General features: G+C 73.5%; 23 protein-coding genes. 15 read left to right on the forward strand and 8 right to left on the reverse strand.

Annotated elements, in window-relative coordinates; genetic code table 11:
* Positions 1 to 29 precede the first annotated feature (29 nt).
* Positions 30 to 1,025, forward strand: coding sequence for an ATP-binding cassette domain-containing protein (locus SGA01_RS33410; protein WP_141301366.1), 996 nt, complete (start codon positions 30 to 32; stop codon positions 1,023 to 1,025).
* On the forward strand, positions 1,022 to 1,876 hold the full coding sequence (locus SGA01_RS33415; RefSeq protein WP_141301368.1) for an ABC transporter permease: 855 nt from the start codon (positions 1,022 to 1,024) through the stop codon (positions 1,874 to 1,876). Before SGA01_RS33410 ends, SGA01_RS33415 begins: the two co-directional genes overlap by 4 nt.
* 33 nt (positions 1,877 to 1,909) lie before the next feature.
* On the opposite strand, the gene SGA01_RS33420 is transcribed toward SGA01_RS33415, so the two are convergent.
* Positions 1,910 to 5,272 (reverse strand): AfsR/SARP family transcriptional regulator, encoded by a 3,363-nt coding sequence (locus SGA01_RS33420; RefSeq protein WP_141301370.1) that lies wholly within the window; start codon positions 5,270 to 5,272, stop codon positions 1,910 to 1,912.
* 213 nt (positions 5,273 to 5,485) lie between these two features.
* Between SGA01_RS33420 and SGA01_RS33425 the strand changes: the two genes are divergently transcribed.
* Complete coding sequence (locus SGA01_RS33425; RefSeq protein WP_141301372.1) at positions 5,486 to 6,280, forward strand: site-2 protease family protein; 795 nt, start codon at positions 5,486 to 5,488, stop codon at positions 6,278 to 6,280.
* Positions 6,281 to 6,319: 39 nt separating this feature from the next.
* Here SGA01_RS33425 and SGA01_RS33430 read toward each other — a convergent pair whose 3' ends face one another.
* Together SGA01_RS33430 and npdG are read right to left on the reverse strand one after the other, a co-directional pair.
* A complete protein-coding gene (locus tag SGA01_RS33430; RefSeq protein ID WP_174867596.1) occupies positions 6,320 to 6,562 on the reverse strand; it encodes a hypothetical protein in 243 nt (80 codons plus the stop codon).
* Between the two features lie 39 nt (positions 6,563 to 6,601).
* Complete coding sequence (npdG, locus tag SGA01_RS33435; protein WP_141301376.1) at positions 6,602 to 7,324, reverse strand: NADPH-dependent F420 reductase; 723 nt, start codon at positions 7,322 to 7,324, stop codon at positions 6,602 to 6,604.
* A 106-nt stretch (positions 7,325 to 7,430) separates the two neighbouring features.
* Between npdG and SGA01_RS33440 the strand changes: the two genes are divergently transcribed.
* Both SGA01_RS33440 and SGA01_RS33445 read left to right on the forward strand, forming a co-directional pair.
* The gene (locus SGA01_RS33440; RefSeq protein WP_141301378.1) at positions 7,431 to 8,033 is read left to right on the forward strand and encodes a hypothetical protein; all 603 of its coding nucleotides are present in this window, start codon (positions 7,431 to 7,433) and stop codon (positions 8,031 to 8,033) included.
* Between the two features lie 144 nt (positions 8,034 to 8,177).
* Positions 8,178 to 9,530, forward strand: a complete 1,353-nt coding sequence (locus tag SGA01_RS33445) for an MFS transporter (protein ID WP_141301380.1) — start codon at positions 8,178 to 8,180, stop codon at positions 9,528 to 9,530.
* A gap of 24 nt (positions 9,531 to 9,554) precedes the next feature.
* Here SGA01_RS33445 and SGA01_RS33450 read toward each other — a convergent pair whose 3' ends face one another.
* Complete coding sequence (locus tag SGA01_RS33450; protein ID WP_141301382.1) at positions 9,555 to 9,788, reverse strand: hypothetical protein; 234 nt, start codon at positions 9,786 to 9,788, stop codon at positions 9,555 to 9,557.
* A gap of 61 nt (positions 9,789 to 9,849) precedes the next feature.
* Between SGA01_RS33450 and map the strand changes: the two genes are divergently transcribed.
* Together map and SGA01_RS33460 are read left to right on the forward strand one after the other, a co-directional pair.
* Entirely contained in the window at positions 9,850 to 10,707 is an 858-nt protein-coding gene (gene map / locus SGA01_RS33455) for a type I methionyl aminopeptidase (protein ID WP_055643907.1), read from the forward strand.
* Between the two features lie 114 nt (positions 10,708 to 10,821).
* Positions 10,822 to 11,472: a biliverdin-producing heme oxygenase gene (locus SGA01_RS33460; protein ID WP_055643906.1), complete on the forward strand. Its 651-nt coding sequence runs from the start codon at positions 10,822 to 10,824 to the stop codon at positions 11,470 to 11,472.
* Positions 11,473 to 11,545: 73 nt separating this feature from the next.
* Here the strand turns inward: SGA01_RS33460 and SGA01_RS33465 are convergent, their stop codons facing one another.
* From SGA01_RS33465 to SGA01_RS33475, 3 genes are all read right to left on the reverse strand, one after another.
* Entirely contained in the window at positions 11,546 to 12,217 is a 672-nt protein-coding gene (locus tag SGA01_RS33465) for a PhzF family phenazine biosynthesis protein (RefSeq protein WP_141301384.1), read from the reverse strand.
* Between the two features lie 97 nt (positions 12,218 to 12,314).
* A complete protein-coding gene (locus tag SGA01_RS33470) occupies positions 12,315 to 13,994 on the reverse strand; it encodes an HtaA domain-containing protein (RefSeq protein WP_141301386.1) in 1,680 nt (559 codons plus the stop codon).
* A gap of 57 nt (positions 13,995 to 14,051) precedes the next feature.
* Entirely contained in the window at positions 14,052 to 15,488 is a 1,437-nt protein-coding gene (locus SGA01_RS33475; protein WP_141301388.1) for an HtaA domain-containing protein, read from the reverse strand.
* Positions 15,489 to 15,669: 181 nt separating this feature from the next.
* Between SGA01_RS33475 and SGA01_RS33480 the strand changes: the two genes are divergently transcribed.
* From SGA01_RS33480 to SGA01_RS33510, 7 genes are all read left to right on the forward strand, one after another.
* A complete protein-coding gene (locus tag SGA01_RS33480; protein WP_141301423.1) occupies positions 15,670 to 16,623 on the forward strand; it encodes a heme/hemin ABC transporter substrate-binding protein in 954 nt (317 codons plus the stop codon).
* Entirely contained in the window at positions 16,620 to 17,756 is a 1,137-nt protein-coding gene (locus tag SGA01_RS33485) for a FecCD family ABC transporter permease (RefSeq protein WP_229917795.1), read from the forward strand. Before SGA01_RS33480 ends, SGA01_RS33485 begins: the two co-directional genes overlap by 4 nt.
* Positions 17,753 to 18,670 (forward strand): heme ABC transporter ATP-binding protein, encoded by a 918-nt coding sequence (locus tag SGA01_RS33490; protein WP_141301390.1) that lies wholly within the window; start codon positions 17,753 to 17,755, stop codon positions 18,668 to 18,670. The genes SGA01_RS33485 and SGA01_RS33490 overlap by 4 nt, the downstream gene beginning before the upstream one ends.
* Positions 18,671 to 18,824: 154 nt before the next feature.
* Positions 18,825 to 19,982, forward strand: coding sequence for an iron uptake system protein EfeO (gene efeO / locus SGA01_RS33495; protein WP_141301392.1), 1,158 nt, complete (start codon positions 18,825 to 18,827; stop codon positions 19,980 to 19,982).
* A gap of 25 nt (positions 19,983 to 20,007) precedes the next feature.
* Complete coding sequence (gene efeB, locus SGA01_RS33500) at positions 20,008 to 21,273, forward strand: iron uptake transporter deferrochelatase/peroxidase subunit (protein WP_141301394.1); 1,266 nt, start codon at positions 20,008 to 20,010, stop codon at positions 21,271 to 21,273.
* A 27-nt stretch (positions 21,274 to 21,300) separates the two neighbouring features.
* Positions 21,301 to 22,182: an iron uptake transporter permease EfeU gene (gene efeU, locus SGA01_RS33505; RefSeq protein ID WP_141301396.1), complete on the forward strand. Its 882-nt coding sequence runs from the start codon at positions 21,301 to 21,303 to the stop codon at positions 22,180 to 22,182.
* Entirely contained in the window at positions 22,139 to 23,176 is a 1,038-nt protein-coding gene (locus SGA01_RS33510; protein WP_141301398.1) for an SCO2278 family lipoprotein, read from the forward strand. Before efeU ends, SGA01_RS33510 begins: the two co-directional genes overlap by 44 nt.
* 27 nt (positions 23,177 to 23,203) lie before the next feature.
* Here SGA01_RS33510 and SGA01_RS33515 read toward each other — a convergent pair whose 3' ends face one another.
* A complete protein-coding gene (locus tag SGA01_RS33515) occupies positions 23,204 to 23,983 on the reverse strand; it encodes a bifunctional DNA primase/polymerase (RefSeq protein ID WP_141301400.1) in 780 nt (259 codons plus the stop codon).
* A gap of 231 nt (positions 23,984 to 24,214) precedes the next feature.
* Between SGA01_RS33515 and ddaH the strand changes: the two genes are divergently transcribed.
* Positions 24,215 to 25,045 carry a dimethylargininase gene (gene ddaH / locus SGA01_RS33520; RefSeq protein WP_359098588.1) on the forward strand — a complete coding sequence of 277 codons (831 nt, stop codon included), beginning with the start codon at positions 24,215 to 24,217 and terminating at the stop codon, positions 25,043 to 25,045.
* The last annotated feature ends 22 nt before the right edge of the window (positions 25,046 to 25,067 follow it).

Genomic DNA, 25,067 nt, shown 5'->3' on the forward strand with positions numbered 1-25,067 from the left:
TGTCGGTGGCGGCTGGTGTAGTGGCTGCCATGACGCGATCACACACCAACGCCGTCGAGGTCCGGGGCCTCGTGAAGCACTTCGGCGCGACGAAGGCCCTCGACGGGGTCGACCTGGACGTCCGGGAGGGCACCGTCCTCGGGGTCCTCGGGCCGAACGGCGCCGGGAAGACCACCCTCGTCCGCTGCCTGTCCACCCTCCTCGTCCCGGACGCCGGGACCGCCACCGTCGCCGGGTACGACGTGGTGAAGCACCCCCGCCAGCTGCGCCGCACCATAGGCCTCACCGGTCAGTACGCCTCGGTCGACGAGAAGCTCTCCGGCTGGGAGAACCTCTACATGATCGGGCGGCTGCTCGACCTCTCCCGCGCCGACGCCCGCCGCCGGTCCGACGAGATGCTGGAGCGCTTCTCGCTCACCGACGCCGCCAAGCGGCCCGCGATGAACTACTCGGGCGGTATGCGCCGCCGGCTCGACCTCGCCGCCTCGATGATCGGACAGCCCTCCGTCCTCTACCTGGACGAGCCGACGACCGGTCTCGACCCGCGCACCCGCAACGAGGTGTGGGACGAGGTGCAGCGGATGGTCTCCGAGGGCGTCACCGTCCTGCTGACCACGCAGTACATGGAGGAGGCGGAGCAGCTCGCGAGCGAGCTGACCGTCGTCGACAAGGGCAAGGTCATCGCCAAGGGCGGGGTCGACGAGCTCAAGGCGAAGGTCGGCGGCCGGACCCTGAAGATCCGCCCGGTCGACCCGGACCAGCTGCCCGCCATGGCCGCCGCGCTCCGCGAGACCGGTCTCGACGGCGTCGCCGGTTCGACCGTCGTGCCCGACGAGGGCGCGCTGTACGTGCCGATCCTCACCGACCAGCAGCTGACCGCCGTCGTGGCGCTGCTCGGCGCGCGCGGCTTCGGCATCGCGCACATCGGGACCCATCTGCCCAGTCTGGACGAGGTGTTCCTCGCGATCACCGGTCAGAAGACCGCCGAGTCCGACGCGATCAGCGAGGAGGTCGCCGCCGCATGAGCACGACCACTGTCACCAAGTCCCCCGTCGACGCACCTCGGACGGCGCCCGCGCGCCCCGCGCCGACCGCCGAGGGGCGCATCGGGCTCCGGGCCAACCTCCGCCACATCGGCGCGCTGGTCCGCCGCAACGCCCTCCAGATCAAGCAGGACCCGGAGTCGATGTTCGACGCCGTGATGATGCCGATCATCTTCATCCTGCTGTTCGTGTACGTCTTCGGCGGCGCCATCTCGGGCAAGGGCAACAACGACGTCTACGTCAACTACGTGACGCCCGGCCTGATGGCGATGATGGGCATGAACATCGCCATGGCCGTCGGTGTGGGCATCAACGACGACTTCAAGAAGGGGGTCATGGACCGGTTCCGGACGATGCCGATCGCCCGGTCCTCCGTCCTGATCGCCAAGATCGTCGTCGAGGTCGGCCGGATGCTGATCGCCACCGCGATCCTGCTCGGCATGGGCTTCCTGCTCGGCCTGGAGATCCACACCTCGTTCCTCCACCTCCTCGCCGCCATCGGTCTGTCGATGGTCTTCGGAGCGTCGCTGATGTGGATCTTCATCCTGCTCGGGCTCAGCCTCAAGACGGCCCAGGCCGTCCAGGGCATGGCCATGCTCGTCCTGATGCCGCTCCAGTTCGGCTCCTCGATCTTCGCCCCGACGACGTCGATGCCCGGCTGGCTGGAGACCTTCACCGACTACAACCCGCTGTCGAACCTCGCCGACGCCGCCCGCAACCTGATCAACGGCGGTCCGGTCGCCCACTCGGTGTGGATGACCCTCGGCTGGGCCGTGGTGATCACGGTCGTGACGGCGCCGCTCGCGGTGACCAAGTTCCGCAAGAAGACCTGAGTCCGGCACGGGGGACACGGGGGAACACGGGGGTCAGGACTCGGCGCGCTCACTGATCGCGTCGGCGGCGCTGCCGAGCAGGGCGGCGGTCTCTTCCAGGGAGAGACCGTCGCCTTCGGCGTGCGCCGCGGCGAACTCGGCCTCGCCGAGGACGGACCGGGCCAGCTCCGTGGCCGCGGCCAGGTTCTCCTGCTCCAGCGGCGGCGGCAGGTGGCCGGGCGGGAGGATGCTCTCCCGGGCCCCGAGGAGCGTCGCCGCGAGCCGCGCGGAGGGGCCGCCGAGTCCGGCGAGCGCCCAGGCCGCGACGACCACGTGCACCGCCGGCATCTGTGGCGCGACCATCATCGACAGCGCGCCCAGGGAGCGCTCGTACGCCTCCACGGCGAGGGCGAGCGCGCAGGCGTACCGTCCGTCGAGGACGTCCAGCCAGCCCAGGCTGCCGAGCGTGAAGCCCTCGAAGATGGAGAGGGTCTCGGAGCCGAACTCCCCCCGCAGCGCGTGCAGGTGCTCGCGGGCCTCGGCGGTGCGACCGCTGCGGCCGAGCGCCAGGGCGAGGAAGATGCGTCCGCCGAGCAGGGGTTCGTGGCCCCAGCCGTGGCCGCCGCCCACGATCTCGCGCAGGATCGCCTCGCCCTCGTCGAGCCGCCCCGTCTCGACGAGCGTCCCGGCGTACCGGGCCCGCAACAGCGCCATCTGCGACTGGGCGCCGATCCGTTCCGCGTAGCCGATGGCGGCGGCGAAGTCCTCGGCCGCGCCCTCGAAATCGAGCTGCCGCTCGCGGGCCTCGGCCCGCGCGGAGAGCGCCTCCGCCGCGCCCCAGGCATCGTCGAGACGGGCGAAGATCTCCAGGCTCTCGTCGGCGTTGCCGATCGCCTCGTCGGCCCGGTCGGCCCGGTTGGCGAACATGTTGGCGCGCATCTGGAGGGCGTTGGCGAGCTCCCAGTCGTAGCCGTGGCGGCGGCAGGCCGCCACGGTCGTGTCGAGGATCTCGCGGAGCCGGCCGGCCTCTCCCATGATGAGGACCGCGAAGACGGCGAAGGAGCCGGGCAGCCGACAGGTCTGCGGCAGCCCGGGCTCGTAGACCGCGGTCATCTCGCGGAGCCTGTGCACGCCCCCGGAGCTGGTCCAGCGTCCGGTCTCGTGGTCCATGTTGAGCAGCTCGACCAGCCGCACCCCGCGCCGGGCCTCCCAGCGCTGCTCCTCGGAGAGCGGCGGCGGCGTGGCCGTGCACGGCTCGTGCAGGGGGACGACGGGGGCGGCGGGCGGCGTGAACGGGTCGGGCCCGAGCTCGGCGGCGGCCCGGGCCCAGTGCAGGGCGTCGGTGCGCAGGTCGCGCATCTGCCAGTACCAGAGCAGGGAGTGGACGAGGACGAGCGCCTCGTCCTCGTCGCGGGCGGCGACGGCCCGGCGCAGGGCGGTGCGGAAGTTGCCGTACTCGGTCCCGAACCGGGCGATGGCGGCGACCTGTCCGGAGCCGCGGAGGTCGGGGTCGGTACGGCGGGCGAGCTCCCGGTAGTACGTGAGGTGGCGCCGCTCGGTCGCGACCCGCTCGCCGGCCTCGTCGAGGCGCTCCCCCGCGTACTCGGCGACCGTCTCCAGGAGGCGGTAGCGCATGCCGGTGTCGCCGGGGGCGGAGACGACGAGGGACTTGTCGACGAGGGAGCCGAGCACGTCGAGGACGGCGGAGGCGTCGAGGACGACGGGGGCGGCGAGGACGGCGGGCGGCCCGGCTTCAGCCGGTCCGGGTCCGGCTCCGGCCGGTCCGGGTCCGGCGCACACCGCCTCCGCCGCCTCCAGGTCGTTGCCGCCGGTGAAGACCGACAGGCGGCGCAGGACGGCCCGTTCGGGCTCGTCGAGGAGGTCCCAGGACCAGTCGACGACGGCGCGCAGGGTCTGCTGGCGGGGCAGTACGGTCCGGGCGCCCGAGGTCAGCAGCCGGAAGCGGTCGTCGAGGCGGTCCGCGATCTGGCCCAAAGTCAGCATCCGCAGCCGGGCCGCGGCCAGCTCGATCGCCAGCGGCAGCCCGTCCAGGCGGCGGACGATCTCGGCCGCGGCCTCCGGGTCCTCCTCCGTCCCGAACCCGGGGCGGGCCGCCGCGCCCCGCTCGCCCAGCAGCCGCAACGCCATCCCCGCCGGCAGCGGCCCCAGCGGACGCAGCTCCTCCCCCGGCACGCCCAGCGGCTCCCGGCTCGTCGTCAGGACCCGCAGTCCGGGGCAGCGGGCGAGGAGGGTCTCGGCCAGCTCGGCGGCGGCCGCGACGAGGTGCTCGCAGTTGTCGAGGAGGAGCAGCATCCGCCGCCCCGCGCAGTGCTCGACGAGCCGGCCGAGCGGGTCGCCCCCGCCGCGCAGCTCCTCGGCTCCCGCGCCGCGCAGCACGGTCTCCCGGGCGCCGACGGCCGCGAGCACGGCCTCGGGGACGGCCTCCGGGTCGGTGACGGCGGCGAGCTCGGCCACCCACACGCCGTCGGGCCAGGCCTCGGCCCCACGCTCGGCGGCCTCCTGCGAGAGCCGGGTCTTCCCGGCGCCGCCGGGCCCGAGCAGGGTGACGAGCCGGGCCGTCCTCAGGGACCCCTGGAGGGCGGCGATGTCCTCGTCCCGGCCGACGAAGCTGGTGAGCCGGGCCCGGAGGTTGCCGCGCACGGGCGGCTCGGTCTCGGCCGTCCGCGCGGGCGGTGCCGGGGCGAGCAGTTCGGCGTGGAGGGCGCGCAGTGCCGGGGAGGGGTCGGTGCCGAGGCGGTTGGCGAGGGCGCGGCGGACCGACTCGTACGCGGCGAGCGCCTCGGCCGCGCGGCCGGTGTCCCGCAGGGCCCGGATGCGGAGGGCCTGGAGGGGCTCGTCGAGCGGGTGGGCGGCGCTGAGGGCGGTCAGTTCGGGCAAGGCGGCGGCCGCCTCGCCCAGGGCCAGGGCGGCGCCGAGCCGGGCCCGGCGGGCGTCGAGGCGGCGGGCCTCCCAGCGGGTGGCCTCCGCCTCCCGGTCCGGCAGGTCGGCGAGGGCGGGCCCGCGCCAGAGGCCGAGGGCCTCGTCGAGGAGCGCGGCGGACCGTACGGCGTCCCCGTCGGAGAGCGCGGCCACTCCCTCGGCGGCGAGCCGTTCGAAGCGGTGGGCGTCGATGTCCTCGGGCCGGGCGTCGAGCCGGTAGCCGCCGTCGGCCGAGATCACCGCGGTACGGCCGAGGGCCCGGCGCAGCCGTCCGACGAGGGCCTGGAGTGCGGCGACGGCGTCGGCGGGCGGCTCGTCGCCGTACCAGACCTCGTCGACGAGGTCCGGCACGGGCACGGTGCGCCCGGCCCGCAGGGCGAGGACGGTCAGCAGCGCGCGCACGCGCGGACCGCCGACGGTCACGTCGGCGCCGTCGGGCGTACGGGCGAGGGTCGGGCCGAGCAGGGAGTAACGCACCCGCCCATTCTCCGTGAGGAGCCTCCCGTCCCCGGTACCAGGGCACGCGGGGCGGGAACGGCCCGGGCGCCCGGCCCGAGGGGCGGAAGCGGGCCGGGGCGCCCGGACCGCACGCCGGCCCCGGCATCCGGCCCCGGCATCCGGGTCCGGAACCAGGCCGGGACCCGGTACGTTTCCCGCACAGCAGCCCTCCGGCACCCGGGAGTCCCCGCGATGAGCACGGCCACCACTCGGCGTCACGAACGGCGGATCAGTCCCGTCTTCCTGGCGATCCTCGCCGTCATGGCCGTCACCGGCTGGGCGGTGTGGACGGACTTCGCCGCCTCGCCGGGTCTGGCGGTGTTCCTCTTCGTGACCTCGGCGTGGGTGGTGTCGCTCTGCCTCCACGAGTACGCGCACGCCCGCACCGCCCTGCACGGCGGGGACATCACGGTCGGGGCCAAGGGCTATCTGACCCTGAACCCGCTGGCGTACACGCACGCCTGGCTGAGCATCATCCTGCCGGTGCTGTTCGTGATCATGGGCGGGATCGGTCTGCCGGGCGGGGCGGTCTTCATCGAGCAGGGCCGGATCAAGGGGCGCTGGAAGCACAGCCTGATCTCGGCGGCGGGCCCGCTGGCGAACGTCCTGTTCGCGCTGGTCTGCACGGCGCCGTTCTGGCTGGACGCGCTGGACGGCGTGCCCGTGACCTTCCGGTACGCGCTGGCGTTCCTGGCGTTCCTCCAGGTCACGGCCGCGCTCCTGAACCTGCTGCCGGTGCCGGGCCTCGACGGTTACGGGATCGTGGAGCCCTGGCTGTCGTACAAGCTGAAGCGGCAGATCGAGCCGTACGCGCCGTACGGCTTCTTCATCGTGATCGCGCTGCTGTTCGTGCCGGCGGTCAACGGCGCCTTCTTCGACGCGATCGACGCGCTGATGCGGGCCCTCGGGGTGGCGGAGGAGAGCCGGTACTGCGGTTCGCAGCTGTTCCGGTTCTGGCAGGAGACGCCGGAGTTCTGCCAGGTCTAGGTCCTGTCCGACCCTGATCCGCCGGACAGGGCCTAGGGCCTAGGCCTCCTGCGCGGCGGCCTGCTTCTCGATCTTCGCGCGGCGGATGTAGTACCACGCCATGTTGGAGGAGAGGCCCGCCAGGAGGACCCAGATCACGCCCAGGAAGCTGCCCTGGACGAAGGAGACGACGGCCGCGGCGACGGCCAGGGCGCAGACCACGAGGGCGTAGAGGGCGAGGCGGGGCATGGGGGACGGCTCCTGTCCGGGTACGGCTGCTGGTGCCCGTCCAGTGTCCCCCATGCCCGCCACCCGTCCTTCCCTAGGGGCGGTGGCCCGGGCTCAGACGTCGGTGACCCGGAGTCCCGCGTGGGCCTTGTAGCGGCGGTTGACCGAGATCAGGTTCGCGACGAGCGACTCGACCTGGTGGGCGTTGCGCAGGCGGCCGGCGAAGACCCCTCGCATGCCCGGGATGCGGCCGGCGAGGGCCTGGACGAGCTCGACGTCGGCGCGCTCCTCGCCGAGGACCATCACGTCCGTGTCGATCTCCTCGATGGACGTGTCCTGGAGGAGCACGGCGGAGAGGTGGTGGAAGGCGGCCGCCACCCGGGAGTCCGGGAGGAGCGCGGCGGCCTGCTCGGCGGCGGAGCCCTCCTCGGGCTTCAGGGCGTAGGCGCCCTTCTTGTCGAAGCCGAGCGGGTTGACGCAGTCCACGACGAGCTTGCCCGTGAGCTCCTCGCGCAGGGACTCCAGGGTCTTGGCGTGCCCGTCCCACGGCACCGCGATGATCACGATGTCGCTGCGGCGGGCGCACTCGGCGTTGTCGGCGCCCTCGACGCCGTGGCCGAGTTCCTCGGCGACGGCCTGCGCGCGGTCGGCGGCCCGGGAGCCGAGGATCACCTTCTGTCCGGCCTTGGCGAGCCGGTAGGCGAGGCCGCGGCCCTGCTCGCCGGTGCCGCCGAGGACGCCGACGACGAGCCCGGAGACGTCGGGGAGGTCCCACGGGTCCTTGGGGGCGGCCTTGGGGGCGGCGGTGGAGTCGGTGGAGGCAGTCGAGGAAGTCATGGCCCCGACATTACCGACCGGTCGGGCCGCCGGGGTCCGTCCCGTGCGGGTGGAACCGACCACAACCGGCCACACGCGGGGCGCCGCTGGGGCAGGATGCCACCCCATGGATGCCGTACGGGTCGCGTTGCTGCGGGAAGTGCTCGCCGGGACGGAGTGGCCGGGGGCGGCCCGCCGTTTCGCGGGGGCGCTCCGGTCCTCGGTCGTGCCGCACCGGGGCGGGCTGCTGCTCGTCGGCACGGAGGAGTACGAGCCCTGGCACCTGGCGGCGCACCTCGTCGACGAGGCGGCCTGGTCGGGGCTCCCTGAGCTGGCGCCCACGCTCGTACGGCACCGGGCGCGGCCCGACGATCCGGCGCATCTGGCGGTCGGGCTCGGCCGTCTGACGGCGGCGGGGCGCGGGACGACGCTGCTGATGGTGGTGCCGGAGCGCCTGGACGCGGGGCTGCTCCAGCGGGTCCACGACGCCCGGCGGGCCGGGGCGACGGTGCTGTCGCTCGACGGCGGCGACGCGGAGGTGCGGGGGCTCGCCCACGAGACGCTCACGGTGGCGGAGGGGGCGGAGGTCGACCTGGACACGGTGCAGCACCTGGTGAGCGCGGCGGCCGGCGAGAACAGCCTGCCGTCCCCGCGCGGGAGCCGCCGCTTCCGGGACCGGCTCTCCGACCTCGCCGACCGCCTGACGGCGCCGCCGCCGGCCCGCTGGTAGGCGCGGGTCCCGGCGGCCCGCCCCCGGCTCCCTACTCTCCGCTCCCCGCCGACCGGCCTGCACGGCCCGCCGACCGGCTTGTGCGGCCCGCTGACCGGCTTATTCGGTTGCCCCGGGCGTCCTTCGGCCGGAACATGGCCCCTCGTGTCCTCCGCCTCTTCCCGCACTTCCACGCTCGCCGCCAAGATCTCCGCCCTGCTGCCCGATCTGGCGCCCTGGCGTACGTCCCGTGACTTCCGGCTCCTGTGGAGCCAGGGGCTCGTGACCTACTTCGCCAGCGCGATGGCGATGATCGCCCTGCCGCTCCAGATCAAGGAGCTGACCAACTCGCCGCTCGCGGTCGGGGCGATGGGCGCGGTCGAGCTGGTGCCGCTGGTCGTCTTCGGGCTGTACGGCGGCGCGCTCGCCGACGCCGTGGACCGGCGGAAGGTGATCGTGGGGACGGAGGCGGGGCTCGGCGTGCTCGCCCTGCTCCTGCTGCTCAACGCCCTGCTGCCGGAGCCGATGCTGTGGCCGCTGTACGTGGTCGCGGCCGGTGTCTCCGCCCTCGCGGGGCTCCAGCGTCCCGCGCTCGACTCGCTGCTCGCCCGGATCGTGCCGCACGAGCACCAGACCGCCGCCGCGGCCCTCAACTCGCTGCGCTGGCAGATCGGCTCGATCGCGGGCCCCTCGGTCGCGGGACTCGTCGTCGCGTTCGCGGGTCACGCCCCGGCCTATGCGGTGACGATCGTCGGCTTCGCGGCATCGGTGCTGATGTGCCGCCGTCTCTCCCCCGCGCCGCCCGCGCACGACGCGGAGAAGCCCTCGCTGCGGGGCATCGCGGAGGGCGCGCGGTACGCCTGGTCGCGGCCGGTGCTGCTCGGCACGTACGCGATCGACCTCGCGGCGATGTTCTTCGCCTTCCCGAACACGATCTTCCCGTTCCTCGCGGACGAGCTGGACGCCGACTGGTCGCTCGGCCTGATGTACGCGGCCGGCTCGGTCGGCTCGCTCGTGCTCGGGCTGACCAGCGGCTGGACGTCGAAGGTCCGGCGGCACGGGCTGCTCGTGGTCGGGGGCGCGGCCGGCTGGGGTCTGGCCATCGCGGCGGCCGGCTGGTTCGGGAACATCTGGCTGGTCCTGCTCTGCCTGGCCTTCGCGGGCGCCGGCGACATGCTGAGCGGTCTCGGCCGGTCCACGATCTGGAACCAGACGATCCCGGAGGAGCTGCGCGGGCGGCTCGCCGGCATCGAGGTGCTCTCCTACAGCGTCGGCCCGCAGCTGGGCCAGGTCCGGGCGGGTGTGATGGCCGGGTGGACCGGCACCAGGGCGGCCGTCTGGTCGGGCGGTGTGGCCTGTGTCGCCTCGGTGGGGCTGCTCTGCCTGGCGCTGCCGAAGCTGCTCACGTACGACTCCGAGACGGACGAGGACTCGCTGCGCCGCAAGGCCCAGCAGGAGGCCCTCACCCGGGAGGAGGCCGTCGCCCGGGCGTCCCAGGGGTCGGCCGGCACCGTCTGAACCGGTCCCGGCCACCCCCTGGGGTCACGCCTCGGGGTTCTGGTCCGGGCTCTTGCCCTCGTGCCAGCGCGGGTCCGTCTCCCACTCCAGGTTCCGCTCGCGGGCGGTCTCCATGGCGTGGGAGGCCTCCTCACGGCTGGTGTACGGGCCGAATCGGTTCTTCGCCGGACACTCCGGACCCTCCTCGACCTTCTTGTGCTCCAGGCAGTAGTACCACTCGCCCGGTTTGCCCGCCGTGCGCTTCTTGAACAGGGCCATCGTCGTCGGCTCCTTCCTCCGAGACCATGCTGCCCCAGACGCGGTCGTTAGACTCGCTGACATGTCTGGCCAGTCGCTTCTCGTTCCGGGGGAGCTCTCCCCCCACCGCTCCGTCCCGGGCTCCATCCGCCGCCCCGAGTACGTCGGGAAGCCCGCCCCGGCCCCGTACAGCGGGCCCGAGGTGCAGGATTCCGACACCATCGAGCGGATGCGGATCGCCGGCCGCATCGCCGCACAGGCGATGGAGGAGGCCGCCAAGCACATCGCTCCGGGTGTCACCACCGACGAGCTCGACCGGGTCGCCCACGAGTACATGTGCGACCACGGCGCCTACCCCTCGACCCTCGGCTACCGCGGGTTCCCGAAGTCGCTGTGCGCCTCGATCAACGAGGTCATCTGCCACGGCATCCCGGACTCCACGGTGCTGCGGGACGGCGACATCGTGAACCTGGACGTCACGGCGTACATCAACGGCGTCCACGGCGACAACAACGCCACCTACCTCTGCGGCGACGTCGACGAGGAGTCGCGACTGCTCGTCGAGCGGACCCGGGAGTCCCTGAACCGGGCCATCAAGGCCGTCCGGCCGGGCCGTCAGATCAACATCATCGGGCGGGTCATCGAGTCGTACGCCAAGCGCTTCGGTTACGGGGTCGTGCGCGACTTCACCGGGCACGGCATCAACTCGTCGTTCCACTCCGGCCTGATCGTCCCGCACTACGACTCCCCCCACCACACCACCGAGATCAAGACCGGCATGACCTTCACGATCGAGCCGATGCTGACGCTGGGCACCCACGACTACGACATGTGGGACGACGGCTGGACCGTGGTGACCAAGGACCGGAAGCGGACCGCGCAGTTCGAGCACACGCTCGTCGTGACCGAGAACGGGGCCGAGATCCTGACGTTGCCCTGAGCCCTCGAACGGGTACGTCTTTACCGACAGGACGTCGGGAACCAGTTGACTTAGGTAAGCCTAAGTTGGCAGTATCTGCACTGGTTCCCGTCCCATCGGTCCCGGAGGCACGCCTTGGACACGCCCTTCTCCACGCTCATCCGTACGGCCTCGCACGAGCAGCACACGGAGGCGGAGACCTCGTCCTTCATGGGCGACCTCCTGGGCGGACGCCTGGCCGTCGACGCCTACGCCCGCTACACGGAGCAGCTGTGGTTCGTGTACCGCGCCCTGGAGGAGGGTGCGGAGGCGCTGCGCGAGGACCCGGTCGCCGGGCCGTTCATACAGGCCGAGCTGTTCCGCACGGCCGCCCTGGAGCAGGACCTCGCCCATCTGCGGGGCCCCGACTGGCGTGCCGGGGTCTCCCCGCTGCCCGCCACCGTCGCGTACGCCGAGCGGGTCGCGGAGTGCGCCCGTGACTGGCCCGCCGGTTACGTGGCCCACCACTACACGCGCTACCTGGGCGACCTGTCGGGCGGCCAGATCATCCGCGACAAGGCGGAGCGGACCTGGGGCTTCGCGCGCAAGGGCGACGGCGTGCGCTTCTACGTCTTCGAGGAGATCGGCAACCCGGCCGCGTTCAAGCGGACCTACCGGGAGCTGCTCGACGGGGTGAACGCCGACGACCTGGAGAAGCAGCGGATCGTCGACGAGTGCAAGCGCGCCTTCGACTTCAACAGCGCGGTCTTCCACCAGCTGGGGGGCGAGTTCCCGCTGAGCGCGTGAGCGTCCGGACCCCGCGCCCGGGGCCCGTGCGCTCGGGCCCCGCGCTCGGAGCGTGAGCGTCCGGGACGCGCGCTCAGAGCATGAAGGTCCTCTCCAGGCGGACTCGTCCGCCCAACTCCACGATGCCGTCAGGGCCGGGGGCGGTGAGCAGCTGCGACCCCCGGCCCTGAGTGATGTTCAGGGCGCGTCCCAGCTCCGCCGTCAGGAGCAGCGCCGCCGCGCCGGTCGCCTCGTCCTCGTCGATGCCGTCACCGCGCCCCGGGAAGCCCCGCGCCCTGACCCGGCCCGCGGCCTCCTCCTGCCAGGCCCAGGCGTAGATCCACTCACCGGGCTCGGGCACCTCCAGCGCGTCCACCTCGGCGGCGGAGCCGTACTGCCGCAGGGTCCGCGGCGGCGCCCACTCGGCGCGCGCCTCGATCCAGGTGAACTCCCCGTCCCCGCGCACCCACACCTCGCCCGCCGGCGGGACGATGACCTCCAGGTCGAGCAGCCAGGCGGCGCCGACGAGGGGGTATCCGGCGAACGGCAGCCGCGTCCCGGGGGTGTAGATGTCGACGATCCCGCGCTCCGGGTCGTCCACGAACACCGTCTCGCTGAAGCCCAGTTCCTTGGCGAGGGCCTGCCGGGAGGCCTCGTCGGGGTAGTAGCGGGGATCCCGTACGACTCCGAGGGCGTTGCCCTGGCGGCCGTCGCCCGCACAGAAGACCCGGAGGACGTCGATGTCGGTGGTGGCGGTCGTGTTCATGGCGGAATTCAACCACTCGGCCCCAGCGGGCAGGGCCGCACCCGGGAATCGGGTGCGGCCCTGCCTGTTGAGGGGGGTGGCGGTGGAGGGGGGTCGCTCAGGACTCCGTGGTGCGGCGGCGGACGGTGATGACGACGGCCGCGCCCGCGCCGGCGATCAGGCCGGAGGCGGCGAGGAGGAGGCCGGTCGGGGTGCCCGAGCCGGTGGCGGCGAGGGCGCCGGAGCCGCCGACCGAACCGGAGCCGCCGACGGTGCCCGCGCCCCCGGCCGTGCCCGCGCCGCCGACGGTTCCCGCACCGCCCGTGGTGGACGAGCCGCCGGCCGAACCCGAGCCGCCCGTGGTGCCGGAGCCGCCCGTCGTGGAGGAGCCGCCGGAGGTCGAGGGCAGCGAGGCGCCCTTGTCGGCCGCGAGGGTCACGGTCACCGGGTCCATGGCGGTGCCCGCGGGGTAGCCGCCCTGGCCGCCCGGGGCCGAGAACGTCGCGGAGCCGGCCGCCGTCAGCTTCGCCGGGATGTCGGCGAGGGTGACGAGCCCCTTGTCCACGGTCCAGTCGGCCTTGGACAGGTCCAGGTCGACCAGGGCCACGTCGTCCCGCTTGCCCACCGCACTGGTGACGTCGGCGGTCAGGGTGCCGGTGGTGCCGGTCGCCTCGACCTTCAGGTCGGTGACGGTCCAGTCGATGCCGTGCGCGGCGCAGACGAAGGCGAGCCTGCCGGAGAAGGCGGCCTCGGCCTTGCGGGCGTCGGCGTCGAGGTCGGCCTTGACGAAGCCGAAGTCGTAGGCGGAGCCCCGCTTCACGGCCCCGCCGGAGGCGGTGACGGAGCCGCCGCACATCTCGCCGACGTACCGCTGCCAGCTCTGCTTCACACCCCAGGTGAGCCGGCCGTCGACCACGCCGGACGGGTCGGTCGGCGGCTGCGTCGTGGGGGCGGTGGTCGTCGGCGCCGGGGAGGTCGGGGCCGTGGTGGTGGGGGCCGGGGACGTCGGGGCGGTGGTGGTCGGAGCAGGGGACGTCGGGGCCGTGGTGGTGGGCGCGGGAGACGTCGGAGCCGTGGTCGGCGGCGTGACGGGCGGGGTGGTCGGGGGCTCGGTGGTCGGCGGCGGGGTCGTCGGCGGAGTAGTCGTCGGCCGGGCGCCCGCCTTCATGGTGAGCGTGGCCGCGTCGAGTTCGTCGCCCTCCTTGTAGAAGCCGCCGAAGGCCGCGGCGCCGTCCTTCGTCAGCTTCGCCGGTATGTCCTTGAACACCATGGCGCCGCCCGCGCCCTGGGACGGCCGGACGCGGCTCATGTCGAGCGCCGCGAAGGCGATGTCGTCGCGGGTGCTGACGGTGCCGTCCTTCTCCTTGGTGACGACGTCCGCGAGGATCTCGCCGGTCGGCGCGGCCGAGCCCTTCGTCGTCAGCCTGACGTCCGAGATCCGGATGTCGAGGGCGCCCGAGTGGGCCTCGAAACGGACGCCGCCCTTGAAGGAGTTGGCGGTGGCGTGCGTGCCCGTGTCGTAGGTGCCGGTGCCCTCGACGAAGGTGAACACGCCGTTGCCGGAGGCCTGCTTCGCGCCGCCTTCGAGCGTGGTCTTCCCGTGCGCGAAGGGCTGCGCCAGGTAGGTACGGAAGGACTGCTTGATGCCCCAGTCCAGGGTGCCGTCGCTCAGCGCCATCGGGGGCGGGGCGTCGGCCGCCGAGGCGGGCAGGGCCAGGGCGACGGCACCCGTGCCGAGGGCGGCTGCCGTGGCGACGGCGGCGGCCAGGGTGACGGATCGGCGCAAGGGGGTGGCCATGTCGGGGGTTCTCCTAGGTGGTGCGGGGGGGGGAGGGAAGCCGAGGGGCGCGGGGGGTCAGGCCTCGGGGGTGCCGGTACGGCGGCGGCGTACGGCGACGAGGACCGCGAGCGCGGCGGCGAGGAGCACGCCCGCACCGATCGCGGCGTACATGCCGGTGGAGGTCGCCGGGGCGGGGGCGGCGGCCGGGGCGGCCGGGCCGGATCCCTTCGCCGGGGCGGCGGACGGTGTGGCCTCGCTGCCGAGGTCCGGGAGCGCGGGCAGCTTCGCCGTCGCGTCGACGGTGACGGCCAGCGACACGGGGTCCATCGCGGTCCCCGCCCTGTACATCCCGCCGAAGGCCTTGGCGCCGCCCTCGGTGAGGGTGGCGGGGGCCTCGGTGACGGCGGCGAGGCCGTTCTTCGGGGCGAAGTCCTCGGCGGTGAAGGTGACGAGGGGCACGGCCTTCGTGGTCGTCCCGCCGCTGGTGACGTCGGCGCTGAGCGTGCCCTTGCCGCCGGTCACCTTCGCGGCGACCCCGGCGAGTGTGAGGTCGAGATGGGCGCCGGTGAAGCGGACGCTGCCCGCGAAGGCCGCGTCGAGGGTCTGTTTCCGCGCGTCGTACGTGCCCTTGCCGGCCGGGAAGCGGAAGAGCGCGCCGCCGTCCTGGGCGCCGCCGGCGAGGGTCCACTTCCCCTGGGCGATGGCCCCGGTGACGTACTCGCGGAAGGTCCGACGGACACCCCAGTCGACAGCGGCGGTCCTGAGGGCGCCGGTGCTCGCGGGCGCGGTGGGGGAACTCGCCGTGGGCGACGGGCTCGTGGGGGGCGTCGTCGTCGGTTCGGTGGCGGGCGGTGTGGCCGGCGCGGTGGTCGGCGCGGTCCGCTGCGGGGTCCGGACGTCGACCGTGAGGCTGACGGGGTCGAGCTGGGTGCCCGCCGGGTAGTAGCCGGCGAAGGCCGTGGCGCCCTGCGCGGTGAGCGTGGCGGGCACGCCGCCGAGGGCGACGGGGCTGCCGCCGCCGCGCATGTCGATGCCGCCGAGGGCCAGGGTGGCCAGCGGCACCTGGGCCGTGACGCTCACGCGTCCGCTGCCCTTGGCCTTGCTCGCCATGTCGGCGTAGAGGGTGCCGCGGCCGCCCTGGACGACGACCCGGGGGCGGCTGATGGTGAGGTCGAGCTCGTTCGTGCCGTCCGCCTTGCGGTGGCCCGTGAAGCGGACGCCGCCGGAGAAGGCGGCTTCGAAGGCGCCGGTCCCGGGGTCGTACGAGCCCTGCGCGGAGTGGAAGCGGAACTGGCCGGTGCCGACCGTGGCGGCGCCGCCGGCGAGGCCCCAACTGCCCTGCGCGATGGGCCCGGTGACGTAGCTCTGGAAGGAGGACCTGATGCCCCAGTCGAGTCGCCCGCCCTGGACCGTGCGGCTCTCCGCGTAGGCGGGCGGGGCCGGGATCAGGGCGGCGAGCAGGGCCGCGAAGAGGCCCACGGCGAGCGCGCGGGCGGGTCTGGACAGCAGCATGGGACCCCTTCCAGGGGGCGTCGCGGGCTAGCAAGTAAGGCAAGGCTAACCTAAGCTGAATCGCGCTTCGGCCGGAACCCCTCCGGTCCGGACGCGGCAGACGGAACGAACGACAGGACGGTGTCCGGTGCGCAGAACTCGCCTCGCGGGAGCGCTGACAGCAGTGCTCGCCCTCGCCCTCATGGCGACCGGCTGCGGTGACGGAGGCGGAAGCGGAACCGGCGGTGCGCCCGCCGCCGAGGCCTCCACCGCCCCCGACCGGGTCGAGCCGCTCGCCGCCCCGGGCGCGCCCCGACTGCCCGTCACCGTCCCCTCGGCGGACGGGCGCACGGTCACCGTCACCTCGACCGAGCGGATCGTCCCGCTCAGCGGCTCCCTCAGCGAGCTCGTCTTCACCCTCGGCCTCGGCGGGAAGGTCGTCGCCCGCGACATCACCGCCACCTTCGAACAGGCCGCGGACCTCCCGGTGGTGACCCGCGCCCATGACGTCTCCGCCGAGAGCGTGCTCTCGCTGCGGCCCACCCTCGTCCTCGCCGAGTCCGCCACCGGGCCGGCCGAGGCCGTCGCCCAGATCCGGGACGCGGGCATCCCTCTCGTCGTCGTGAAGCCCGCCAAGGAGCTCGCGGACGTCGGCACCCGCATCGACGCGGTCGCCGCCGCCCTCGGCGTACGCGACTCGGGGACCGCGCTCAAGGAACGCACCCGGGAGCGGATCGACGCCGTACGGAAGGACGTCCCGGCCCACGCGGAGAAGCCCCGGGTCGCCTTCCTCTACGTCCGCGGCTCCGCCGCCGTCTATCTGCTCGGCGGCGCCGAGTCCGGCGCGAGCTCCCTGCTCGAAGCGGCCGGAGCGGTCGACGCGGGCAAGGAGTCCGGCCTGACCAAAGACTTCACCCCGCTCACCAGCGAGGCCCTCGCGCAGGCCGCGCCCGACGCGATCCTCGTCATGCGCAAGGGACTCGACTCGGTCGGCGGGGTCGACGGCCTGGTGAAGCTCCCGGGCGTCGCCCAGACACCGGCGGGCGCCGACCGGCGGGTCGTCTCCGTCGACGACGGCGTCCTCCTCAACTACGGCCCGCGCACCGACCAGGTCCTGAGGTCCCTGGTCCGCCAGATGTACGGGGAGCGGAAGTGACGGCGCTCCCGGAGGCCCCGACCACGCCGGAACCCCCGGCGACGGATCCCTCAACGACGAAAGCCCCGGCGGCCGAACCCCCGGCGACGGAACCGCCCGCCCCGCGGCGCGGCCGGTCCGCCGTGCTCACCCTCTCCCTCCTCGCCGCCCTGCTCCTCCTCTCCCTCCTCTCCGCCGGGATCGGCGCGTACGAGATCCCGCTCGGTGACGTCCTCGCCTCCGTCCAGCACCGGATCGGGCTCGGCGGCCACGCCCTCGACCGCACGGCCGAGAGCGTCCTGTGGAACATCCGGCTCCCCCGGGTCGTCCTCGCCGTCCTCGTCGGCGCCTCGCTCGGCTGCGCGGGCGCCCTCATGCAGGGCGTGTTCGGCAACCCGCTGGCCGAGCCGGGGGTCATCGGCATCTCGGCGGGCGCGGCCGTCGGTGCGGTCGGCGCCATCGCGCTCGGGCTCACCTTCCTCGGGAACTGGACGGTGACCGTCTGCGCCTTCGTCGCCGGTCTGGCGACGGTGCTGCTCGTGTACGCGATGTCCCGCTCGGGCGGCCGTACGGAGGTGGTGACCCTGATCCTCACCGGGATCGCGGTGAACGCCTTCGCGGGCGCGCTGATCGGCCTCTTCCTCTTCTTCGCCGACAACGCGCAGATCACCCAGATCACCTTCTGGCAGCTCGGCTCGCTCGCCCAGGCGACCTGGCCCAAGGTCCTCGCCGTGCTGCCCTGCGCGCTCCTCGGTCTGGCCGTCGCCCCCTTCCACTCCCGCAGGCTCGACCTGCTCGCGCTCGGCGAACGGCCCGCCCGGCACCTGGGCGTGGACGTGGAGCGGCTGCGGGTCGCACTGATCCTGGTGGTGGCGCTGCTCACCGCGGCCGCGGTGGCGGTCGCCGGGATCATCACCTTCGTCGGTCTGCTCGTCCCGCACCTGCTGCGGATGGCGAACGGCCCCGGCCACCGCTTCCTGGTGCCGGGCAGCGCGCTGGGCGGCGCGGTCGTCCTCGCGGCCGGCGATCTGGCGGCCCGCACGGTCGCGGCCCCGGCCGAACTCCCCCTGGGCGTCCTCACCGCCCTCCTCGGCAGCCCGTTCTTCTTCTGGCTGCTCCGCAGGACCCGTCGCAGGCAAGGTGGTTGGGCATGACATCGGCAGTTCTCCTCCGCAGGCTGCTCCCGCACCGGCGCGCCCGGACGCTCCCCTCCCCCGCCGCGCCCGGCGAGCTCGTCGCCAAGGCGGTCGGGCTGCGGGTCGCGCTCGGCGGCCGGGCGGTGCTCGACGGCGTCGGGATCGGGGTGCGGGCCGGGGAGGTCCTGGCCCTGGTGGGGCCCAACGGCGCCGGTAAGTCGACGCTGCTCGCCGCGCTCGCCGCCGATCTCGCCCCGAGCGCCGGGGAGGTACGGATCGGGGGGCGGCCCGCCGGCGACTGGTCGGCCGGTGAACTCGCCCTGCGCCGGGCGGTGCTGCCGCAGGCCGCCGCGCTCACCTTCCCCTTCCCTGTCGCCGAGGTCGTACGGATGGGCCGGGCGCCCTGGGCGGGCACCGAGCGGGAGGACGAGGACGAGGCGGCGGTCGCGGCCGCGATGGCGGCGACCGAGGTCGAGGCCTTCGCCGGGCGGCCGTTCTCCGCGCTGTCGGGCGGCGAGCGGGCCCGGGTCGCGCTGGCCCGGGTCCTGGCCCAGCGGACCGGGCTCCTGCTGCTCGACGAGCCGACCGCCGCGCTCGACCTGCGCCACCAGGAACTGGTGCTCCGGGTCTGCCGGGAGCGCGCGGCGGCCGGGGACGCGGTGGTGGTCGTGCTGCACGACCTGGGGCTCGCCGCCGCCCACGCGGACCGGGTCGCGGTGCTGCACGGCGGTCGGATCGAGGCGGCGGGCCCGCCCTCCGAGGTGTTCGATGCTCACGTGCTGAGCCGGGTCTACCGGCAGCCGGTGGAGGTCTTCCCGCACCCGCGGACCGGGGTCCCCCTCGTCGTACCGGTCCGGCCCGGTCCGCACCGGCGTCCGGCGTCGCCCCCACTCCCCGAAAGGGACAATTCACCCTCCTTGACCGGTCCTTGACCCCGCCATGAGAGCCCCATGGAGAGCCTGTGACCCGCCCGTGTCCGGCCCGGCGGAGCTGAGAGCTGAATCACGGAACGGGTGGGTATGGCTGAGGTAAGCCTCGGTTAAGTTAGGTCCGCCTCACCCATGTCCCCGCTTTCCTGGAGTCCCCATGCGAGCCGTCCGCTTCTCCGTCGTCACCGCCGCCGCGACCGCGGCCGCCCTGACCGCCGTCACGGGCTGCGCCGAGAAGAGCGACGCCAAGGGGGCGGACGGCGCGGTCACCGTGATCGCCAAGGACGACTCCTGCGAGGTGTCGAAGAAGGAGTTCCCGGCCGGGCACGTGACGCTCGCCGTCGAGAACCGCGGCTCCAAGGTCACCGAGGTCTACGTCCTCCACCCGGACGACCGGATCGTCACCGAGCGCGAGAACATCGGCCCCGGCACCAAGGCCACGATCACCGCCGAGATCAAGGCCGGCGACTACACGATCGCCTGCAAGCCCGGCATGGTCGGCGACGGCATCCGCCAGCAGGTCAAGCTCACCGGCGCCGGCGCCGCGAGCGCCAAGCGCTCCCCGGAGATGGACGCCGCCGTCGCCGCCTACCGCCAGTACGTCCAGGCGCAGGCCGACGCGACCCTCCCCAAGGTGAAGGTCTTCACCGACGCCGTCCGCGCCGGGAACATCGAGGCCGCGAAGAAGGCCTACGCCGAGTCCCGCATCGGCTGGGAGCGCACCGAGCCCGTCGCCGAGTCCTTCGGTGACATCGACCCCAAGGTCGACGTCCGCGAGGACGGCCTGGAGGAGGGCCAGGACCCGGCGAAGGACTGGACCGGCTGGCACCGCCTGGAGAAGGCGCTCTGGAAGGACAAGAAGCTCGGCGCCGCCGAGAAGCAGCTCGCGGACACCCTGGACAAGGACCTCGCGGACTGGGTGAAGCGGGTCGGCAAGGCCGAGATCACCCCGACCTCGATGGCCAACGGCGCCAAGGAGCTCCTGGACGAGGTCGCCACCGGCAAGGTCACCGGCGAGGAGGAGCGCTACTCCCACACCGACCTCGTCGACTTCAAGGCGAACGTCGAGGGCGCGCAGAAGTCCTTCGACCTGCTCAAGCCGGTCGCCACGAAGAACGACCCGAAGCTGGTCGCCGAGCTGGACAAGCAGTTCGCCTCGCTGAACGCCCTGCTCGACAAGTACCGCGCGGACAAGAACAGCTACGTCTTCACCTCCTACGAGAAGGTCGGTCCGCCGGCGCGCAAGGAGCTCTCGGACGGCGTCAACGCGCTGGCCGAGCCGCTCTCCAAGCTCGCCGCCGCCGTCGTCAAGTAACGGTCGAGAGAGCGGGGACGCGGGCATGTCCGAGGAGAACCAGGAGCAGACGGCGGGGGCCGCGCCCTCCCGCCGCAAGGTCATCGGCTGGGGCGGGGCGGGGCTCGCGCTCGGCGCCGCCGCGGCGGGCGGCGCCGTGGCACTGGCCGGGGACGGCGAGGGCACCGCGCCCGTCGCCGACACCGGCGCCGCCGTGCCCTTCCACGGCCCGCACCAGGCCGGCATCGCCACCGCCGTGCAGGACCGGTTGCACTTCGCCGCCTTCGACGTGAAGACGAAGGACCGTGCGGAGCTCGTCCAGCTCCTCAAGGACTGGACGCGGGCCGCCGAGCGGATGACGGCCGGCGCCGAGGTCGGCGAGGGCGCGTACGGCGGTCTGCCGGAGGCGCCGCCGGACGACACCGGCGAGGCCCTCGGCCTCAAGCCCTCCCGTCTCACCCTCACGATCGGCTTCGGCCCCACGCTCTTCGACGGGCGTTTCGGGCTGAAGGACAAGCGGCCCGGGGCCTTGGTGGAGCTGCCCAAGTTCCCGGGCGACAACCTGGATCCGGCGCGCAGCGGCGGCGACCTCTGCGTGCAGGCCTGCGCGGACGACCCGCAGGTCGCCGTGCACGCCATCCGGAACCTCGCGCGGATCGGTTTCGGCAAGGTCGCGGTGCGCTGGTCGCAGCTGGGCTTCGGCAAGACGTCCTCGACGACCCCGGACGCCCAGACCCCGCGCAACCTCTTCGGTTTCAAGGACGGCACCCGCAACATCGCGGGCACCGAGACCGAGCGGCTCGCGAAGCACGTGTGGGTCTCCGGCAAGGACGCGGCGGGTGCCGCGGCCTGGATGGACGGCGGTTCGTATCTCGTCGCCCGTCGCATCCGCATGAACGTCGAGACCTGGGACCGCACCCCGCTCGGCGAGCAGGAGGACATCTTCGGCCGGGACAAGCGCGAGGGCGCGCCGGTCGGCAAGGCCAAGGAGCACGACGAGCCGTTCCTGAAGGCGATGAAGCCGGACTCGCACGTCCGGCTCGCGCACCCGGACACCAACGGCGGGGCGACGATCCTGCGGCGCGGCTACTCCTTCACGGACGGCACGGACGGCCTCGGCCGCCTGGACGCGGGCCTGTTCTTCCTGGCGTACCAGAAGGACGTCCGGACCGGCTTCATCCCGGTGCAGACCTCGCTCGGCCGCGCCGACGCCCTCAACGAATACATCCAGCACGTGGGTTCGGCGCTGTTCGCGGTCCCGCCGGGCGTCCGGGACAAGGACGACTGGTGGGGCCGGGCGCTGTTCTCCTGACGGAGCTGACGGAGAAGGAGCACCGACGTGTTCGGTAACTATCTGATCGGCCTGCGCGAGGGCCTGGAGGCCAGCCTCGTCGTCTGCATCCTCATCGCGTACCTGGTGAAGACCGGGCGCAGGGACGCGCTGAAGCCGATCTGGATCGGCATCGGCGTGGCCGTGGGTGTGGCGCTGGCCTTCGGCGCGGGCCTCGAGTTCGGCTCCCAGGAGCTGACCTTCGAGGCGCAGGAGCTGCTGGGCGGCTCGCTGTCCATCGTCGCGGTCGTCCTGGTGACCTGGATGGTCTTCTGGATGCGGCGGACGGCCCGGCACCTCAAGGCCGAGCTGCACGGCAAGCTGGACGCGGCCCTGCAGATGGGCACGGGCGCGCTGGTCGCCACCGCCTTCCTGGCGGTGGGCCGCGAGGGCCTGGAGACGGCGCTCTTCGTGTGGGCGTCGGTGCGGGCCTCGTCGGACGGCACGTACGAGCCGCTGGCCGGGGTCGTCCTCGGGCTCGTCACGGCGGTGGTCCTCGGCTGGCTGTTCTACCGGGGCGCGCTGCGGATCAACCTGGCGAAGTTCTTCACCTGGACCGGCGGGATGCTGGTCGTGGTGGCGGCGGGCGTCCTCGCGTACGGCGTGCACGACCTCCAGGAGGCGCGCTTCCTGGACGGCCTCGCGAACAAGGCCTTCGACGTCTCGGCGACGATCCCGCCGGACAGCTGGTACGGCACGCTCCTCAAGGGCGTCTTCAACTTCCAGCCGGACCCGACGGTCCTTCAGGTCACGGTGTGGGCGCTGTATCTGGTCCCGACGCTCGCGCTGTTCCTCGCCCCGATAGGGTCGGGTCCGTCCGTGCGGGTGGAGAAGCAGAAGGCGACCGATGAGAAGGCTGAGGCTGAGGCGAGCGCCGAGACGACCGGTTGAGCGTCTCGCGGCACGACCGGTGAGGGCGCTGGCGGCCACCGCCGCGGCGACCGTGCTGGCGCTGACCGCGAGCGGCTGCGTGACGGTCCACGGCGAGACGGCGCTGCTTCCGGCGGTGACGAAGGACGAGGCCGCGCAGGCCCTCGCCGATTTCACCGCCGCCTACAACCGGGCCGACAAGGCCCATGACCCCGCCCTGGACGCGGGCCGGGTGACCGGTCCGCTCGGGGCGATCAACCAGGCGGGGCTGCGCTCGCGGGCGGTCACGAACCCCGGCGGCAACCCGAACCACCAGCCCCTCGAACTGACCGACGCGCGGTTCGTCGTGCCCCGCAAGGCCGGCTGGCCGCGCTGGTTCCTCGCGGACACCGACTCGAACCGGGACGTCGACCAGGGCCGCGCCGACCAGCGCTGGGTCCTCGCCTTCGTGCGCAACGGGCCCCAGCAGCTGTGGGAGGTCGCCCACCTGGTGGTCCTCAGCCCGCAGGCGGTGCCCGAGTTCGCCGAGGAGGAGGGGTACGCGGTGCCGGTCGCCGCGGACAGCGACGCCTTCGCCGTCGCGCCCGAGGACCTCGGGGCGCAGTACGTGGCGTATCTGCAGGACGGGAAGCCGGGGCCGTACACGGCGGGCCCGCACACCTCGCTGTGGCGCGAGGAGCGGCAGAAGGGCGCGAAGCGGCCGGGGCTCGCGACCCAGTACATCGACCGCGTCGCGGACCAGGGGGACTTCGCCCCGCTGGGGCTGCGGACGAAGGACGGCGGCGCGTTCGTCTTCTTCGCGACCCGGTACTTCGAACGGCAGACGGCGGCGGCGGGCTACCGGCCGAAGGTCGGCCCGGACATCAAGGCGCTGCTGACCGGCGACGTGAAGAACACCGTCACCAAGGAGTGGGTGTCGGACCAGGTGGTCCTGGTGAAACCGGCGGGCACGGACCGGGACGGGGTCACGGTCGCGGGCCGGCTCCAGGGCGTGGTCGGCGCGGTGGGCTCGTAAGAACCCCTCAGCGGGTCAGCAGAACCTTCAGCGGGTCAGCGGCCAGGCGATCTCGTGGGCGGTGTGCTCGCCGTCGCCCTCGGCCTGCCGCTCGGCCGCGTGGCGCGCGCAGGCGTCGGTGAGGGTCTCCAGGAGGTTCAGCGGGTCCGGCAGCGGGTGCTCGGGGCCGCGGACCCAGGCGACCACGGGAGGGGCGTCCTCGTCACCGGGCAGCCGGGCCGGCGGTACGAGGACGTAGCTGCCGCGGCAGTGCCAGCGCAGCCCCGGGTGCTCGTCCATCGTCTCCGGGTGGCAGTCGAGCTCACAGGGCCACCACTCGTCCTCGTCCTCGGGGGTGCCGCGGGTGGCGGTGAAGAAGAGCATGCGCCCGCCGACCGTGTCGACTTCGGCGGACTCGGCGACCGGCCCCACCTCGACGCCCTCGGCGAGCAGGCGCTCCAGGGCGGCGCGGCCGGCGGCCAGCGGGACGTCGAGGACGTCGTGGACCATTCCGGTGGCGGTGACGAAGTTCGCCTCGGGCTCGTTCCGCGCCCAGCGCTCGATCTGGGCGCGGTCGGTGGTCGACTGGGTCTGCCACGCGAAGGAGACGGGGTGCCGGGCGGGGGTGGGACAGCCGATCCGCTCACAGGAACAGCTGTAGCCGACGGGATACGCGGCGGGGGCCAGGGGCAGCCCGGCGGCGGCGGTGGCCAGGAGCAGCTTCTCGCGGTCGTTCTCTTCGTCGGCCGCGGTGCGTTTCGGGCGCCTGCGCAGCCACTGTGCGAGTTTGCTCTCCGTGCCGCGGTAGCGGCCGATACCGTCGCCCATCTATCCCCTCACAGCTCATGCTCGCCTGTTCGGCTCTGCCCATGGTCCCACCATCCTGCGCCCCGGGTGACCGGAGTGTGAAAGCGGGGTGCGGAAACGGGGTGCGCGGCGCGCCGGACAGGGTGGGGCGCGGAACCACCCGAACGGTCCACAGCGCGGGACGCGCGCAGGGCGGACCATGGGTCCACCGATCTTCGGTTCTTCCGTCCGCCCGTTCGTGAGGAGCCCTCTTTGCGCCCCACTCCGCGCACGTCCTCGCCCCGCCGTTACCTGATGTGCCCACCCACGCACTTCTCGGTGACGTATTCGATCAATCCCTGGATGGACCCCACGAAACCGGTCGACCTGCCGCTGGCCCTCGCCCAGTGGGAGGACCTGCGCGACCGCTACCGCGCGCTCGGCCACACCGTGGAGCTCCTGACGCCCGATCCGGCGCTGCCGGACATGGTCTTCGCGGCGAACGGCGCCACCGTCGTCGACGGCCGGGTCCTCGGCGCGAGGTTCGCCCATGCCGAGCGGTCCGACGAGGCCGCCGCGCACCTGTCCTGGTTCCGCAGGAACGGTTGGCCTGACGAAGCGGTCCGGCTCCCGGAGCACGTCAACGAGGGCGAGGGCGACTTCGCCGTCACCGCCTCGTGGATCCTCGCGGGGCGCGGTTTCCGCTCCAGCCCGCTCGCCCACGGGGAGGCGCAGGAGTTCTTCGGCCGGCCCGTGATCGGGCTCGAGCTGGTGGACCCGCGCTACTACCACCTGGACACGGCGCTGTGCGTCCTGGACGACGCCCGGGACGAGGTCATGTACTACCCGGCCGCCTTCTCACCGGGCAGCCGCGCGGTACTGGCCCGGCTCTTCCCGGACGCGCTGATCGCGACGGAGGAGGACGCGGCGGCGCTGGGGCTCAACGCGGTGAGCGACGGTCTGCACGTGCTGCTGCCGCAGGCGGCGGTGGGCCTCTTCGAGCCGCTGCGGCAGCGGGGCTTCGAGCCGGTCGGGATGGACCTCGGCGAGCTCCTCAAGGGCGGCGGCAGCGTGAAGTGCTGCACGCAGGAGCTCAGGCCCTAGCCGAATCGATCCGTCGCCGAAG

Source organism: Streptomyces gardneri (assembly GCF_006539185.1).
Taxonomy (GTDB): domain Bacteria; phylum Actinomycetota; class Actinomycetes; order Streptomycetales; family Streptomycetaceae; genus Streptomyces; species Streptomyces gardneri.

Coding starts and splice junctions, on each gene's coding strand:
- SGA01_RS33480 (WP_141301423.1), top strand. CDS start 15,670: ATGGCGACCGGCTGCGGTGACGGAGGCGGAAGCGGAACCGGCGGTGCG.
- SGA01_RS33410 (WP_141301366.1), top strand. CDS start 30: ATGACGCGATCACACACCAACGCCGTCGAGGTCCGGGGCCTCGTGAAG.
- SGA01_RS33510 (WP_141301398.1), top strand. CDS start 22,139: ATGAGAAGGCTGAGGCTGAGGCGAGCGCCGAGACGACCGGTTGAGCGT.
- SGA01_RS33465 (WP_141301384.1), bottom strand. CDS start 12,217: ATGAACACGACCGCCACCACCGACATCGACGTCCTCCGGGTCTTCTGT.
- SGA01_RS33490 (WP_141301390.1), top strand. CDS start 17,753: ATGACATCGGCAGTTCTCCTCCGCAGGCTGCTCCCGCACCGGCGCGCC.
- SGA01_RS33425 (WP_141301372.1), top strand. CDS start 5,486: ATGAGCACGGCCACCACTCGGCGTCACGAACGGCGGATCAGTCCCGTC.
- SGA01_RS33515 (WP_141301400.1), bottom strand. CDS start 23,983: ATGGGCGACGGTATCGGCCGCTACCGCGGCACGGAGAGCAAACTCGCA.
- npdG (WP_141301376.1), bottom strand. CDS start 7,324: ATGACTTCCTCGACTGCCTCCACCGACTCCACCGCCGCCCCCAAGGCC.
- map (WP_055643907.1), top strand. CDS start 9,850: ATGTCTGGCCAGTCGCTTCTCGTTCCGGGGGAGCTCTCCCCCCACCGC.
- SGA01_RS33475 (WP_141301388.1), bottom strand. CDS start 15,488: ATGCTGCTGTCCAGACCCGCCCGCGCGCTCGCCGTGGGCCTCTTCGCG.
- SGA01_RS33430 (WP_174867596.1), bottom strand. CDS start 6,562: ATGGGGGACACTGGACGGGCACCAGCAGCCGTACCCGGACAGGAGCCG.
- SGA01_RS33440 (WP_141301378.1), top strand. CDS start 7,431: ATGGATGCCGTACGGGTCGCGTTGCTGCGGGAAGTGCTCGCCGGGACG.
- efeB (WP_141301394.1), top strand. CDS start 20,008: ATGTCCGAGGAGAACCAGGAGCAGACGGCGGGGGCCGCGCCCTCCCGC.
- SGA01_RS33415 (WP_141301368.1), top strand. CDS start 1,022: ATGAGCACGACCACTGTCACCAAGTCCCCCGTCGACGCACCTCGGACG.
- SGA01_RS33470 (WP_141301386.1), bottom strand. CDS start 13,994: ATGGCCACCCCCTTGCGCCGATCCGTCACCCTGGCCGCCGCCGTCGCC.
- SGA01_RS33450 (WP_141301382.1), bottom strand. CDS start 9,788: ATGGCCCTGTTCAAGAAGCGCACGGCGGGCAAACCGGGCGAGTGGTAC.
- efeO (WP_141301392.1), top strand. CDS start 18,825: ATGCGAGCCGTCCGCTTCTCCGTCGTCACCGCCGCCGCGACCGCGGCC.